The sequence below is a fragment of the Helicobacter didelphidarum genome (assembly GCF_003364195.1).
Taxonomy (GTDB): Bacteria; Campylobacterota; Campylobacteria; order Campylobacterales; family Helicobacteraceae; genus Helicobacter_A; species Helicobacter_A didelphidarum.
The window spans coordinates 1-15,799 of the sequence record NZ_NXLQ01000031.1 but is presented as its reverse complement, the minus strand read 5'-3'; the positions used below and the strand labels follow the sequence as shown (position 1 = coordinate 15,799).

16 protein-coding genes are annotated in these 15,799 nt (G+C 32.1%); 8 read left to right on the top strand and 8 right to left on the bottom strand.

Going from position 1 to position 15,799, the window contains the following annotated elements:
• The coding region (locus CQA53_RS09330; RefSeq protein WP_181882412.1) for a ComEA family DNA-binding protein at positions 1–156 on the top strand (156 nt) is incomplete at its 5' end.
• A 191-nt stretch (positions 157–347) separates the two neighbouring features.
• Here the strand turns inward: CQA53_RS09330 and CQA53_RS09325 are convergent.
• Positions 348–2,408 carry an ATP-dependent helicase gene (locus tag CQA53_RS09325; RefSeq protein WP_115543732.1) on the bottom strand — a complete coding sequence of 687 codons (2,061 nt, stop codon included), beginning with the start codon at positions 2,406–2,408 and terminating at the stop codon, positions 348–350.
• Positions 2,409–2,729: 321 nt separating this feature from the next.
• Here CQA53_RS09325 and CQA53_RS09320 point away from each other — a divergent pair, with 321 nt between their 5' ends.
• Both CQA53_RS09320 and CQA53_RS09315 read left to right on the top strand, forming a co-directional pair.
• On the top strand, positions 2,730–3,014 hold the full coding sequence (locus tag CQA53_RS09320) for an HP0495 family protein (protein ID WP_115543731.1): 285 nt from the start codon (positions 2,730–2,732) through the stop codon (positions 3,012–3,014).
• A 12-nt stretch (positions 3,015–3,026) separates the two neighbouring features.
• Positions 3,027–3,527 (top strand): hypothetical protein, encoded by a 501-nt coding sequence (locus CQA53_RS09315; protein ID WP_115543730.1) that lies wholly within the window; start codon positions 3,027–3,029, stop codon positions 3,525–3,527.
• 204 nt (positions 3,528–3,731) lie between these two features.
• On the opposite strand, the gene fliI is transcribed toward CQA53_RS09315, so the two are convergent.
• The gene (gene fliI / locus CQA53_RS09310; RefSeq protein ID WP_115543729.1) at positions 3,732–5,102 is read right to left on the bottom strand and encodes a flagellar protein export ATPase FliI; all 1,371 of its coding nucleotides are present in this window, start codon (positions 5,100–5,102) and stop codon (positions 3,732–3,734) included.
• Between the two features lie 79 nt (positions 5,103–5,181).
• Between fliI and tig the strand changes: the two genes are divergently transcribed.
• The gene (tig, locus tag CQA53_RS09305; RefSeq protein ID WP_115543728.1) at positions 5,182–6,471 is read left to right on the top strand and encodes a trigger factor; all 1,290 of its coding nucleotides are present in this window, start codon (positions 5,182–5,184) and stop codon (positions 6,469–6,471) included.
• A gap of 148 nt (positions 6,472–6,619) precedes the next feature.
• Here tig and CQA53_RS09300 read toward each other — a convergent pair whose 3' ends face one another.
• A complete protein-coding gene (locus tag CQA53_RS09300) occupies positions 6,620–7,939 on the bottom strand; it encodes an MBL fold metallo-hydrolase (protein ID WP_245945838.1) in 1,320 nt (439 codons plus the stop codon).
• Between the two features lie 103 nt (positions 7,940–8,042).
• Positions 8,043–9,392 (bottom strand): phosphoglucosamine mutase, encoded by a 1,350-nt coding sequence (gene glmM / locus CQA53_RS09295; protein ID WP_115543727.1) that lies wholly within the window; start codon positions 9,390–9,392, stop codon positions 8,043–8,045.
• 131 nt (positions 9,393–9,523) lie between these two features.
• On the opposite strand from glmM, the gene rpsT reads away from it, so the two are divergent.
• The 4 genes from rpsT to gatC all read left to right on the top strand — a co-directional run bounded on the left by rpsT (position 9,524) and on the right by gatC (position 12,384).
• The gene (gene rpsT / locus CQA53_RS09290) at positions 9,524–9,796 is read left to right on the top strand and encodes a 30S ribosomal protein S20 (RefSeq protein ID WP_115543726.1); all 273 of its coding nucleotides are present in this window, start codon (positions 9,524–9,526) and stop codon (positions 9,794–9,796) included.
• A gap of 121 nt (positions 9,797–9,917) precedes the next feature.
• A complete protein-coding gene (gene prfA / locus CQA53_RS09285) occupies positions 9,918–10,985 on the top strand; it encodes a peptide chain release factor 1 (RefSeq protein ID WP_115543725.1) in 1,068 nt (355 codons plus the stop codon).
• 404 nt (positions 10,986–11,389) lie between these two features.
• A complete protein-coding gene (locus tag CQA53_RS09280; RefSeq protein ID WP_245945840.1) occupies positions 11,390–11,989 on the top strand; it encodes a methionine ABC transporter permease in 600 nt (199 codons plus the stop codon).
• 119 nt (positions 11,990–12,108) lie between these two features.
• Positions 12,109–12,384 (top strand): Asp-tRNA(Asn)/Glu-tRNA(Gln) amidotransferase subunit GatC, encoded by a 276-nt coding sequence (gene gatC, locus CQA53_RS09275; RefSeq protein ID WP_115543723.1) that lies wholly within the window; start codon positions 12,109–12,111, stop codon positions 12,382–12,384.
• 271 nt (positions 12,385–12,655) lie between these two features.
• Here the strand turns inward: gatC and CQA53_RS09270 are convergent, their stop codons facing one another.
• From CQA53_RS09270 to CQA53_RS09255, 4 genes are all read right to left on the bottom strand, one after another.
• A complete protein-coding gene (locus CQA53_RS09270) occupies positions 12,656–13,339 on the bottom strand; it encodes a C39 family peptidase (RefSeq protein WP_115543722.1) in 684 nt (227 codons plus the stop codon).
• Position 13,340: 1 nt separating this feature from the next.
• On the bottom strand, positions 13,341–14,234 hold the full coding sequence (locus CQA53_RS09265; RefSeq protein ID WP_115543721.1) for a hypothetical protein: 894 nt from the start codon (positions 14,232–14,234) through the stop codon (positions 13,341–13,343).
• A 163-nt stretch (positions 14,235–14,397) separates the two neighbouring features.
• Entirely contained in the window at positions 14,398–15,162 is a 765-nt protein-coding gene (locus CQA53_RS09260) for a hypothetical protein (RefSeq protein WP_115543720.1), read from the bottom strand.
• A gap of 20 nt (positions 15,163–15,182) precedes the next feature.
• Positions 15,183–15,467 carry a hypothetical protein gene (locus CQA53_RS09255; protein WP_115543719.1) on the bottom strand — a complete coding sequence of 95 codons (285 nt, stop codon included), beginning with the start codon at positions 15,465–15,467 and terminating at the stop codon, positions 15,183–15,185.
• Positions 15,468–15,799 lie beyond the last annotated feature (332 nt).

The window sequence follows — 15,799 nt, the reverse complement described above, 5'->3', positions numbered from 1 at the left end:
GAAGCAAAAGCAAAAGCAATTATTGAATATCGTTCTAAAACAAGATTCAAGAAAAAAGAAGATATTATGCAAGTCAAAGGCATAGGACAAGCAATATATAATAAGATTAAAAATGATATTATTGTAATAACACCAACACCACAAGTGAAGAGGTAAAAGATTTATGGGGTAAAATGATTTGTAGGTGTATAAAGATAGTATCTTTCTGTGCAAAAATGAATAAAATATTTCAATATTTTGTTTGTATTATGAATAAATGATTAAAGATTTATTATGCTTATAATTTCCCTTGCAACCAAATAGGTTATTGTTATTTGTTTGAAAAAATCATAAGGATTTTGGAATTATCATGGTTTTTGAAAATCTTTCTCATCAAGCAACTTTCCTTCAAACAAAAAGATTGATGGTTTATATTCACTATTTTTAAGGCTATCATTTAGGGCAAATGAGAGATACAAATATTCTTTTGCACGGGTCAGTGCAACATAAAAAAGTCTTCGTTCTTCTTCAATGCTCCCAGCCTTTGAAGCAAGTTTATGATTTGGGAATCTCCCTTCCATGAGATCTACTACAAATACACATGTAAATTCAAGCCCCTTACTTGCATGCACACTCAAGAGATTAACACCATTTCCTTCAGCAAATTCACTACTCCCAAGAACCATAGCATTTAAAAAACTTCTTAAATCCTTATAATTCTTGCTTAGATTATAGAGAATTGAAAGTCGAGATTCTGCCTGTTGTTTTTTAATGTCATATAAAGCAGAATCTATTTTACCATCTTTTGTTTTTGAACGTTCATGCAAAAGAGATTCTAAATATTTTATATAGAATCTTGTTTGTGTCAAATTGCGTAAAAGTATCTGAGGACTATTCGTCCCAATATTTTCCTTATATGCAATAAAAAAATCATTTAAAAATTCTACTGCTTCTTTATGGATCTTGTAATGTTGCAATAATGGATGTGATTTAAAATCATTATGTAAAAAATTATTAAATCGACCAGCCTCTTCTTTGCGAAAAAAGTCATCGAAAAGACCAATACCACCATTACTTGTTTTGCGTGGATAACATTCTTGAGTGGTATCTGGCATAAGCAATCCTTGCTTACAATCTCCATGACCAAGAATCAAAAGTGCCTCAAAAATATCTTTTGCAATAGAATTGCCAATACCTTTTGCATGGCTAAACACATGAATATAACTCATCATATCACGCGAATTCGTGAGAATATTACACAAACAAAGTAAAAATTCAATCTCTTTTGCTTCAAAAAAATTCGTGCTACCCTTGCGTTTGCTTGCAATCCCCAAAGATTTTAGTGAAGCTTCCAAACCATCAGCACTTGAATTATTACGATAAATGATAGCAAAATCACTATAAGCCAGATTTAATGTATTATGTATTTCCTGAATCTTTTTTGCAATACCATTATATTGCTGAAAAAGGTCTGGATATTGCAACAATGAAGGTAAATGTGCTTGATTCGTCTTTACAACCTCTAGCTGCTTAGCATAGATTCTGGGGTTATTTGCAATAACACGATTAGCAAGCTCCAAAATATATTTACTTGATCGATAATTTTTACTCAAAGAAAATACTTGTGCATGCTCATAATTTTGTGTAAAATTTGTAATGATATTAATATCAGCTCCATTAAAAGCATAAATACTCTGGTCGTAATCTCCCACACAAAAAAGACTTTTAGGTGCAATTGCACGAATGATAGAATCTTGCAAAGGATTTGTATCTTGATATTCATCGCATAAAACCTCGATATAGGGCATCTCATCTTTTTCCCGTAAAAGAGTAAGTTCTTCACGATAAAAAATAAGTAAATCATTATAATCCGCATACCCATAATTTCTCTTTAACTCCGCAAATTCATCAAAAATATGCTCATAAATCTCAACAAACTCAAGCTGTTCGGCATTTTTATCAGCCAACCAATCACTATAAGTTTTTGTGAGTGTGCTATTTTTATAAAGTGAATAAGATTCGTAAAGATATTGATATGAATATGGTGTTTTTTCTGTATTAAAATGATAACGATCATAAATGCTCTTAAACAGAATTTTGAGCTCTCTTGGTTGTTTTAAAAGAATATGTCTATGTGTGCGTAAATAGCGATATGCCACACTATGAAATGTTCCAGCTTCAATTTTATTTGCTATTGTTGTGCCAAAAATATTTGCAATACGTCCAATCATTTCATGAGAAGCTTTATTTGTAAAAGTAAGCAATAAAATTTCACTTGGTTGAATGCCTCTTTGCAAAAGTGTGGCAATGCGTCCAACAATCGTAGAAGTTTTCCCCGTGCCGGCACTTGCAATTACAAGATTATGCCCTAAAGGTGCATTAGCTGCCATATACTGCTCGGAATTAAGATTGGCATGGGGATTTTGCATTATGCTTCCTTTTAAAGTTTGATATGAAAGTGTGATAAGTAATTGTCTGGATAGGAAAAGATTCTAGAATAGAATAATAGCAAATGAAATTTAACTATCTTAAGAGAATGTCTATCAAGATCCTCTGACTATAAATCCAAAATAATCATCATACTATTTTAATTGTAGAAATGAATTTGAGCCTAAGAAATATTCATTGAAACATTAAGAAGATTATAGTATAATCCCAAATGGGATTAGATTTTCAAAAATCTATAAAGCGAGTATATCAGCACATTAATTTTTACAATGTTTTAATCTTATTATTTGGCAAGGAACAATATGCACAATGATTACCCACACACGCAATTAGAAATTAACATAAAGCCACAAATTGATTATCCATGTACTTGGGGTTATCGCATTATTGGTTTTAAAAAAGAAAGAATACTAGAAGCCATAGAATCTGTTTTTGGGGGGAAAGCTGAAATATCTCCAACAGAGCATGTCTCAAGTCATCATAAATATGTAGCGATTAATTGTAGTGTGCAGGTTCAAAATGATGAAGAAAGATTACAATATTTTAATGGTCTTGTGGAACAAGATGGGATATTAATGGTGCTTTAAGCGAGGATTTTTATGTCTGCAAAAATCATGACAGGATTGTATCTCTTGATTCTTGGTATATGTATTGGGGGAATTATTGTATTGGGTTTTACAGAATCTACAATCCTTAATGCTGATGCCTTGTTACGATTAAATGAATATGCTTCAAGCATTACAAAATATGATCAAGGAATCATTTTATCAGATGTAGTTGCAAAATTTGGATATATTGTAATTTTTGCTGCGATTTTTATCTTATTTTACGATACTTTGAGTTATAGATTCCAAAAAAGTAATTTCTTTGTGTGGATTCTAAGTATTCTAAATACCATTTTAATGTTTCTTTTTGGTTTTTTTTACGCACCAAAAATTGTTAATGTATTCGCTCAAGAACCAAAAATCATGGCATCTCCAGATTCAGAATCTTTATTGAACTCTGCTGAAATTATCCTGCAAGTTCTTTTGGTTACTCTGCTTATAGCATTTTTTATACGCATAACTTTACTTGATAAATCCAACAAAAGAAATCAATAATTTTTTGAGACACGAAACCCATTTTACACACTTTGTAAGATTTACTTATTATCTTTTCATGTTAAAATTATAGATTCCTCATTGCATTTTCGTTTTTTGCTCTATATCCCAATTCCCTAACTATTCTTAAAAAATATTAACATTTCCCCTATACTATATTTGCTGTCAATAAAGAATTTAGAATCTATTCTTTGTAGCCAAATTCTACATTACACTATTATTTGCAATATTTATCATCTGCATAACACTTTCTGTAAAATCTACTTGAGTGTTTTCATCTTGCCCTAAAAACTCTTCTATCACTATCTTTTTATCAATTGCCTCATCAAGTTCTGCGTCATTTCCTTTATGATAACTTCCTATTCTTATTAATACTTCATTTTCTTTTAATAAAGCTTGCATACGGCGGAATTTTCTTGCAGCCAATTTATGTTCTTCTGCAATAATATCATTCATTATCCTTGAGGCAGAATTAAGTATATTGATTGGTGGATAGATTCCAAAATCAGTCAAACTTCTATCAAGCACAATATGCCCATCTAATATACTTCGGCTTTGGTCAGCAATAGGGTCGCTCAAGTCATCGCCCTCCACAAGCACGGTAAAAAACGCGGTAATGCTCCCTTTGCCCTCTTCTTTACCAGCCCTCTCCATAAGCTGCGGAAGAAGTGCGAGGACAGATGGCGGATAGCCCTTGCTTGTAGGTGGCTCACCAAGTGCCAAGCCAATCTCTCGTTGTGCCATTGCAAAACGCGTTACAGAATCCATAATAAATAGCACATCATTGCCTAAACTTTTGAAATATTCGGCAATCGCCATTGCAGAAAACGCGCCATACTTACGCATAAGAGGAGAATCATCACTTGTGGCAACCACGAGAATGGTATTGCTCAAATCATTATTGAGATTTTTATGGATAAATTCAGGCACTTCGCGTCCGCGTTCGCCGATGAGGGCGACGACTTTGATTGGAGCTTGACTTCCTTTGACTATCATACCCATAAGGGTTGATTTCCCCACACCAGAACCGGCAAAAATCCCCATTTTTTGCCCTTTGCCACAAGTGAGTAGAGAATCTATGCTTTTCACACCAACGCTAAAGACTTCATCAATCAGCCCTCTTTTTAATGCAGATATTGGTGCATTAATGATAGGGGTTGTTTGCATTGTTTGCAATATTCCCTGGTCATCAAGGGGCATACCAAGAGGGTTAATCACTCTTCCTAAAAGCTCTTCACCAACAGGGATACGCAACCCCTCTTTTGCAATCGTTACCCTATCTCCACTCTTAAAACCCTCTGTAAAACTAAATGGACTTATGCTAAAAATTTCTTTATGAGTAGCAATGACAATACCTTCTGTGCGACTATCATCACTCCGAATCAGCCACACAACATCACCAACACTTGGCGATAAACCAGTAGCCTTTATAATATTTGTCTCAACCGATACAATTTCTCCAAAATTTGGTGAGAGATTTTTGGGCATATTTAACTTTTGTTTTAATAATTCAATCGATGAAACTTTATTTCCATGTCGCAATACATTGGCTTGGTTATTGATTTTTTCCGACATTTTTACTCCTTAGAGATTTACAAACAATAAAAATTTGGTTACAATACGAAATTATACTTAAAAACCCTTAAGGATTGCTATGAAAACACAAAGAGTTAATGAAGCAAATGCAAATGCAAGTGGAAATATCTCAACAGACACAATAAATAAGCATACTGAAACTTTAGCAAATCATTATGCAAAAAATATGAAAATTGATGGTTTTAGAAAAGGGAAAGTCCCAGTAAGTGTTGTAAAATCTCGTTATAAAGAAAATTTAAAAGAAGAATCACGACAAAAAAGCATCGATGAATTTTATACAAATGCAATCAAGGAACTTGGTTTAGAAGAAAAAGAAATTATTGGACAGCCTTTAATCGTAAAGTTTGATGAAAAAGATACTGGTATTGATATTGAGTTAAAAATAGGAATTACCCCAAAATTTGAATTAGATAATATTTCTTCTTGCATACCAAAATTTGAATTAGAAAAAGTTACCGATAAACAAGTGGAAGAACATATCAATCGCCTTGCAAAGGATCGTGCCCCAGCCATAGAATCTCAAGAAAAAGAACTGAAAGAAGGGCTTATTGGTAATATTAATTTTGAGGGTTTTGTGGATAATGTGGCATTTGATGGTGGTAAGGCTGAAAACTTTGACCTCATGATTGGTTCCAAACAATTTATACCCGGCTTTGAGGAATCTCTTATTGGTATGCAAATCAATGAAGAAAAAACTATTGATGTAAAGTTTCCGGAGAATTATCAAGCACCAAATCTTGCTGGTAAAAATGCACAATTTAAAGTCAAACTCAACTCTATCAAGCAAAAAGCTGATGTAAAAATTGATGATGCATTTGCAAAATCAATAATAGGTAAAAAAGAAGAAAATACTTTGGAAAAATTAAAACAAGAAGTAAAAAAAGATCTTGAAAAAGAGGCAAAATTTAAACTCTATAATGAAAAATTAAAACAAGAAGTATTGGAAAATATTTCAAAAACATTTAATTTTGACTTACCGGAAAATATCATTGAGCAAGAAATGAGTGTTTTATTTAATAATGAAGTTTCAACACTAAAACAAGAAGAGCTAGAATCTCTAAAAAAAGATAAAGAAAAAGGTAAAGCATTGTTTGAAGCACAAAGGGAAAAAGCAACCACAAGCGTAAAAGTAACTTTTATTATGGATAAACTTGCAAAACAAGAAAAAATCAGTGTTGATGATAATGAAGTCTTTCAAACAATGTATTACGAATCAATGATGAATGGACAAAATCCACAAGAAGTGATTGAATATTATCGCAAAAATAATCTTTTACCAGCAGTTAAAATGGCAATTATTGAGGATAGAGTTATTACACATTTACTTGACAAAAATAATGGTTTTTAGCCTAGCTTTATCTTTGATTATAATCATCAAAAAGTTATTTTTTCATAAAAATAAGTAGAATATCACAAAAAAGAATAAATAAGAATAATCTATTGTTGTGGTATTAAATTTATCTAACATTCTTCTTACTCTTGAATAACGATTTAAATTATTCCATTATCCACCATTTTTCTTGATTCTGCATAAAATCAAAGCTACCAATTTGATAAAATTCTCCAATTTTTGGAATCACACATGGGATATGAATCTTTGTAAGTTCGTGAAAAAGAAATTTTGCAACACCATTCCATGCGTGTGTACCAGCAATAAAACGTGCCCAGTGAATTGGCAAAACAGCTTGTGCTTGAAGATTCTGTGCTTCTTGTAAAATCTCATGGGGAAAAGAATGTGAATGTTTCCATGCTTGATTGTATTGCCCACTTTCAAGACAAGCCAAATCAAACCCATCAAATATTTCACCAATGCGTTCAAAATGTGTATAATATCCGCCATCGGCACTCAAAAAAAGTTTGCGATAATCTTGTGTATTTGGTGCAAACTCAAGCACAAAACTTGCCCACAAACTTGCATTAAATCCCAACTTATCAAGTCTTCGTGAATTGTGCTGAGATGGTGTTGCGATAACATGTAGAAATGAATCTTGTAAATAAGATTCCATATAGCCAGAATTTTGTATTATTTGCCTCTCTTGATTATTAAGATTATCTTTTGGTGCAATAGATTGAGTAATCTGCTTTTTTGATTCTATCATAGTATCATCTTGTTTGATTATTTCTTGCCGAGAGCGTCGTAAAAACATCGCAGAATCTTGGCTATATCTTTCTGGATTAGCGACATGATTATTTACTTTTATTTGAGAAGAATTGAGTGCAAAACCAATACCATCCCACCAATCAAGCTCAACAATTCTATGTGATTCAATGCCCCATTGTTGTAAATAATACCCTACTTTTAGAGGACAAATAAAATATTTTGTTTGCTTGTTTAACGCTAACACACTTTTTTTATCTAAATGATCGTAATGAGAATGAGTAATAATTACCGCAAGCAAATAAGGAAACTCATTTGCTTTATAACATTTTGTTTGTTCAAAAGCACGATTAATAAAAGAGATTGGGGACGCATACATAGTCAAAAGAGGATCAACCAAAATACGAGCATATTGATATGAAATAAAAAGTGAAGAATGTCCAAGCCACGCAATATGTGGATATTGGTAAAAAGTGTGAAAATCAGATTCCATAAATGGAATCTGATGTCGAGGCTTAGCATTTTTAGGAAAATTTTGATAATATTTGAGAGCTTCTCTTAAAGTAACTTTAGGGGGTAATCTCGCTTCTTCATTTTCATTGCAAAAAATTGTTCTATTATTGTATTGCATGGTCGGTGCATGTCGTCTTGTAGTTGTGTTTGCCAGAGAAAATCGCTTTGCTACATAAATATCTCCATGCTTTATATTATTTTGCATAAAGCTCTCCTAATTTCACATTCTTGTTTCTTAAAATAGAATTGCGATTTTTCTTCAATTACCATTGAAAAATGTTATTAAATATTTAATAACAAATTTACAATTATTTTAATTCTTTTTCAAACAAATTTTTTAAAGCTGTATCATATTTATCAAGCAAACTAATATCTTTACCTTCCAATAAGATTCTCAATTTATTTTCTGTGCCAGAATACCGAATGAGGTGGCGAATATGCCGAGAATCTAAGTCATCTAATATACTTTTTAACCCTTTGATTTCTTCAAGTGGAATTTTTTTATTAATTTGTATGTTGGTTTGTTTCTGTGGGAATAGTTCAAAAGGATTTAAAATTTCTCTACTTGTCTTTTGGCTTGTTACCATGAGTGCTAATACTTGTAAAGCAGATACTAAACCATCTCCTGTTTTTGCAAATTGTGAAAATATAATATGTCCGCTTTGTTCACCTCCAAAAGCAAAATCATATTTTAACATTTCTTGCAACACAAATTTATCACCAACATTACAACGTTTTAATATAATCTTATGTTTTTTTAAGAAATCTTCGAGGGCTATATTACTCATAAGTGTGGCAATAATGCCATTATTTTTCAAAACATTATGTTGCTTTTGATAGAGAGCCAATGCTCCAATAAGCTTATCTCCATGTATGATTTGCCCTTCATTATCTACAACAACAAGCCTATCAGCATCGCCATCAAGACCAAATCCAACATCTGCACGCAACCTTCGCACCTCTTGTGCAAGAATATTGGGATACATTGCACCACAATTATCATTAATATTATATCCGCTAGGGGAATCATTAAGCACAACAACATCTGCACCCAATTCCTTAAAAATACTAGGACCAACTTTATATGCCGCTCCGTTTGCACAATCTAATACAATACGAATTCCTTGTAAGGTTAAATGTTTTGGAAACGAATTCTTAATATGCACAATATAGCGACCAACAACATCATCGATTCGCTTACTAGAGCCAATTTCTTTCCCAGTTTTATAATCATGAGAATCTAAGTTATGATAAATCTCTTCAATTTCTTGTTCTTTTTTTTCATCAAGCTTTAAACCATGATTATCAAAAAATTTGATTCCATTATCATAATATGGATTATGACTAGCACTTATCATGATTCCCGCATTACATCGCATATCTTCTGTAAGAAAAGCGATTGCGGGAGTTGGCATAGGACCAATTTGTATAACATCAATACCAACAGAGGTCAAACCTGACACAAGAGCATTCTCAACCATATAACCACTTTTTCGCGTATCTTTACCAACAAGGATTCTATTAGTAACTAAATATTCTTTTTTGATAGAATCTCTTTGAAAATACATACCTGCCGCAATCCCTAAACGCAATGCAACCATGGCAGTAATGTCTACTCCAGCTTTTCCCCTTACACCATCTGTCCCAAAAATTTTCATAATGTTTCCTTAAACCAAATAAAATTAAAAATATCACAAAACATAATAAAAATATTGATAATATTTTAACATATTTTAAAGATTTTATGTTAAAATTAACATTTTTAATTTTTCATAATTTAAGGAAAAACATGGCAAATCATAAATCAGCAGAAAAGAGAATTAGACAAACAGAAAAACGAACAGAACACAATCGTTATTATCGTACACGTATAAAAAATATTACAAAAGCTGTACGTGAAGCCATTGCTAAAAGCGATTTGACTATGGCTACAGAATCATTTAAAATTGCGAACAAAGAAATTCATAGTTTTGTAAGCAAAGGTATTCTCAAAAAGAATACGGCTGCAAGAAAAATAAGCAGACTTAATAGTCTTATAAAAAAACTTGCCAAACCAGCATAATAATACCAGCATAATAATATATAATACGAAAATTCATCAATTCAAGATTCAATCTTTTGTCTATGATTTTAATGTCTTTCTTTGACAAAAATTCTGAATTTAAAAATAAGAGAGTCTTATTATGCTAATTCAAAAGTTACAACCAATTATTGCTAGAAATGAAGAATTAGAGAATCTCCTTACAAAAGAAGAGATTTTGAATGATATTTCTAAATTAACCTCATTAAGCAAAGAAAAAAGTGATAGTGACGATATTGTAAGAAAAGCGAGAGAGTATATTAAGGTTACTGATGATATTGCTAACAATAAAGCACTACTTGAGGATAAAGAACTCGGTGAACTTGCAAAAGAAGAATTAAAAGAGCTTGAAATCACACAAAAATCACTAGAAAATGAAATAAAAATCCTCCTTATACCAAAAGATCCTAATGATAAAAAAAATATTTATTTAGAAATTCGTGCTGGAACAGGGGGCGATGAAGCAGGAATTTTTGTTGGTGATTTATTTGGTGCGTATTGTCGCTATGCGGATTCCAAAAAATGGAAAGTAGAGATTGTCAGTAGTAGTGAAAATTCTGTTGGTGGATATAAAGAGATTATAGCTTTAATCAAAGGTAATGGTGCATATTCTCGTCTCAAATACGAAGGTGGCACTCATCGTGTGCAACGCGTCCCAAAGACAGAATCACAAGGGAGAATTCATACTTCAGCAATCACTGTTGCTATTATGCCCGAAGTAGATTCTCTCGAAGTCAATATCAATCCCAATGATTTAAATATAGAGGTTTTCCGTAGTGGTGGGCATGGTGGGCAAAGTGTGAATACAACAGATTCTGCAGTGCGTATTACTCATATTCCAACAGGCATAAGTGTTTCTATGCAAGATGAAAAATCACAACACAAAAACAAAGATAAAGCACTTAAGATTTTACAGGCAAGACTTTATGAGGCTGAGCTTGAAGCTCAAAATGCACAAAATAGAGAATCTCGTAGAAACCAAGTTGGCAGTGGTGATAGAAGCGAGAGAATCCGTACATACAATTATCCTCAAAATCGCATGAGTGATCATAGAATAAATCTCACACTTTATAGCCTTGAAGAAATTATGCTTAGTGGTGATTTAGATAAAGTAATTGACCCGCTTATCACGCAAGCACAAAGTGAAGCACTTAGCCAAAGTGATAATTAAAAGAGTTGTTAGGGTATGAAATAACAAATAAAAAATCCAAATATACAATCTAAGAATGGCAAGAATTACAAAGATTCCAAATAGTCGAATAAAATTCATGTAAACCAGATTGATATAGAAAATAAAGATTGTCGGCAATAGTGAAAATTCTCTTGCGACCTTAACTACAATATAATTGCAACTGAATTTAAATTTACTACCAAGAAAGGTTTTATTACATGGAAGAAGAAATAACACAACCATGGATACTAAAATTTATTGCCATGCCACAATCTCTTATTGATAATGATCCAGAGACTTCATTAGAAATTTTATGCCATACACTTATCAGCAACGAAGAGATTGCTTCAAGAGTATTTCAAGTTTGTAATAGTATTAGCTTCGCAAGCTTAGAAACCATTTATATGGTTTTATTATCAGGTTTTTTTGCAACTCTTATAGGGCTACCATTAGGCATGTTTCTAACAATTACAAAAAGAGATTCTATCCTCCCTATGCCTCGAACAAATAGGATTCTTGGGGTATTTGTGAATCTTTTTCGTTCATTCCCTTTTATCGTCCTCATACTTGTTGTATGGCCAATATCTCGATTTATTGTTGGTTCTAGCATAGGACCAAATGCCGCCATTGTCTCTCTTACAATAGCAGCTATTCCATTTGTCGCAAGGCTTTTTGAGAACACCTTAGATGAGGTAAATAAGGGACTTATTGAAGCAACTTTAAGCATGGGTGCAAATAAATTTGATATTATGAAAATGATGATAGCAGAATCAAAACCAGCCCTCATTAATACCATTACAATTATGATGATTTCAATCGTTGGATATTCTGCTATGGCTGGGGCTGTTGGCGGTGGTGGACTTGGGACATTAGCATTATTTGAGGGATTTAATAATTCAAGAGATGATATATTGTATTCATGTGTCATTATGTTAATGATTATTGTTCAATTAATCCAAAGTATTGGGGATTTTATCACAAGAAAACTTCGCACAAAAAGTTAAAATACAATAATTTCTCCCATTCTTCTAAAATCCTATTATACGTAGCGAAAGGTTAAAAGATATTTGTTATAATATCTGCTAGAAATTCCACAAAATTCTATATTTTATAAAGGTAAATAATGAAAGTTGATGATATTTTGCTCCATAAACTCGAAAAACTTGCAATGATACAAATTCAAGATAGCAAACGCGAAGACTTTAAGAATGAACTAACAGAAATTATTGCAAAAATGAATAGTTTGCAAGAAGTTGATACAAGCAATATCTTATTAAACAATGAACAAAAAACACCAATGCGTGAAGATATTCCCCACAATACATATATTCGCGATGACATTCTTTCTCAAGCACCAAAAGCACAAGATGGCTATTTTATTGTCCCCAAGATTCTATAATTCGTATATATGATTATAACAATCTACTTAAAGCATAATCTGTGATAACATTTCTTAGAATCTTAGAGAGATTCTAAACTATGAATTTTGATGGTATTTGGATTTTATCTACCAAAACACTACTTTTATAGAATATTTGTGAGAATCTATTTATATTAGCAACATTGTTGCTTGTTATAGCATCACAATGATAAGTGGGAAGTTGCAATCTTGTTTAAAGGGATACATTCTATACAAAAACTTAAACTTTTTGGCTTTATCCAAAATAGTCTCATTGTATTTTATTTTCTATGACTTCATACATAAACTCAACATGTTCTTTTCTACTCATAAACTCTGGATTGATTTGTATATTTTTATCATTTGGTAAAATTGCGAGAATCTTCCCCGGGTGGCTTGTATTACTTCGGCGATAAAACATTTCTTGAAACTTATCCATGCGTATTTTAATATTTCCAAAGCTAGGATCAGCAAGATAAATGAAATCTTTGCTCATTCCTTTATAAACACTAAAATGTTCTATATCACGCACATTGACATACACAATCACAGGTGCTTTAAGCTTTTTGAGCGTTTCTAAATCAAGTGCTAATCCAACAGCTTTAAATCCCTTACTTTCAGCATAATGAGATAAATCCAAAAATGATAAATCAAGTGTTTTTTTCAATCGCTCATCTTTCTCTAGCTCCTCTCTCTTATTCACATCAATGCCCTTTGAGAGTAATACAGATTCTAAAATCTCTTTTTCACTCACATTCACACCATAATAATATGTCAAAATTGTAGAAAGCGAAGCACTCCCACAGCTATAATCAAATTGTTGCCTTGTAAGATTGCGATTACGGATTTCTGACCATGAAGTAACACTTTTGTCAATCATAACAGAATCATTATGGATATGCACCCGCCCAAAACATAACATACAAAATGCAATAAATAAAATAAATTTTTTCATATTAGATTCTATATGATAGCGTTATATTGAGTGCACCTGCACTATATTCGCTTGTATTTTTATATTCTGCATCAGCAAAAAATATCAACTTTGCTTTTATCTCATAGGCAACACCAAAAACATAAGAAAGTGATGAGCCTTGAGGACTCACCATAACACCATCCATGCTATCTTGCGTTTTGTATTGATATTTTATACCACAATTCAGTGAGATATAGGGATTGACTGCAAAATATACCATAGGACTGAGTGTAAAAGTTTCGGCATTATTGATACTTAAGCCATCAAGAGTTTTATTGAGATTCAATCGAAAGTTTGCTTGTAATAACAAAACGATAGGATCAATCGTATAAAAGCTTGTAGCAAAAATAGAGAATCCTTTGAAATATTGCAATGCCTTTGAATTATTACTAAACATAGTTTGGTCAAGTAAATCCATACTCCCACCTACAAACAATGATGGGGCTTTCCCCTCCTTTTTTGCTTGCACCAATACTCCTAGATTCCATGAGCCAAAATCCCCTCTATTTTGTGAGACAATGCCCCCTCCATTGACATGGGCTATACTATTTTGCCAAAAGGCATTTACAATGGTAAAAAGCTCCACTCGCTTATACACACCATAACGCATTTGTAAGCCAAAGTTGAGATAATCTTGATTCACATTTGCATGTGAGACACAAGGGATTTGTATAGCACTTCCATTTGCTTGCGGGACAGAAATCGTACTTAACACTAATTCTTTACGATTAATATTAATATATGAAAATGAAGCAAGAATCTTGAATTGCTGCCTCTGTGTAAATATCTCATCTACACTCACAGGCTTTGCATGAAGCAAAGTTAATGAGAATAGAAAAGAAATCAACAAAAGCTTGATTTGGTTTTGCAACATAGATTACCTCTTGAAATTTTGTTTTATTTATAATTATAAAATGTTTTTTAAACTTACATTTTCCAAAGTGAGATTCTAAGAATCCCTAGAATCAAAAATACTAGAATCTCCATTCTAGTATTCATCAATTAAACATAAAGGATAGTGAGATATTTTAGCAAAACTATATTCCCTTAACACCCATTTCTAACATAACATTGAAGCTATTTGCTCCAGGATAGTTGATTGGTTGATTATTAAGTGTAACTGCTTTAGAATCGTTCAAATTATAATATTGTCCAACGACTTTGAGATAGTATGAATAATCTTGGGTAATCTTTGTCGTAAATCCGATATTAGCATGGATACCATAGTTATATCCATTAAGGCTTGATTTAGAATCTAGACCGCCGAATTGATAATAACCATAAACCCCACTATATCCACCACCAAAAAGTATTTTAACATTTGAGCTAACAGGGATTTTTGCTTGTAATTCAACACCAACTAAACCTAAATTTCTCATTATGGCTTTATTAAAGAGTCCATCATTTCTTGTAAAAATATTGATATAAATTGGCACTTCTTTTGTAGAGATATTAAAACCAACTTTTGCTTCTATATTTGATATTATAAATGGATTAGTTTGCTTTAATGCAGCGAGGTTTACACCAGAAAGATTACTTACACCACCACCAAGAGTAGCTCCTAATGAACCCAAGATTCTCTCTTTCCATGTCACAGTCCAATCTGCAGTCAAATATCCACCATAGTTTGCCACACCAGCATTGCTACCACCACCAAAATCAGAATATATCCCACCGATACCAACAGTTGGGATAAAACAAGTCGTCCCCTTACTATCACAAAACGCATTTGCACTCACACCAAAAACAGAAGCTAAGCTTAGTGCGATAAAGGTTTTTTTAAATAACTTTGTATTTCTCATAATAAACTCTCCTCTTCAAATTACCAACCACGAATCCAATCAGCAACCCAATCCCCTAATGCACCAAAAACAGGTGTCAAAAATGCTACTACTAATGAACCCCAGAACTCACCCTTAGTCTCTTCCATCTCTTGATTATCCAACACCGCAACCTTACTTGTATCTACTCCATTAAAGAGGAAATCTGCATCGGCTTGTTGGAATTGCTTATGTGAAGTTTGCACTTGTGCTACTTGAACATTTGCTGACAATGAATTGATACCAAGTGTTAAAGCTAACACAAAAATACTACAAAGTCTTTTCATAACTTTCTCCTTAAAAAATTATTGTATTTAGCTCTAGTATTGAAGTTTTATATACTAGAGCTGACAAGAATTATATTATATTTAAACTTAATTTATTCTTAAGTAATAATTTTCAATATAACATTAAATTATATTTTATGAATAAAAAATTATTATATTTATAATTTAATAAAAATGTAAAATTTTTTTAACATTTCTTCTTTCTTTTTTTTCATTATTTCTTAGAAATATCGTAGTATAGGGAGTTTGTAAAGAGAATATGAAAAACAATAAAAAGAGAATTAATATCATAATATTTATACTACTTGTATGCTTTATTAGAATATTTGCAA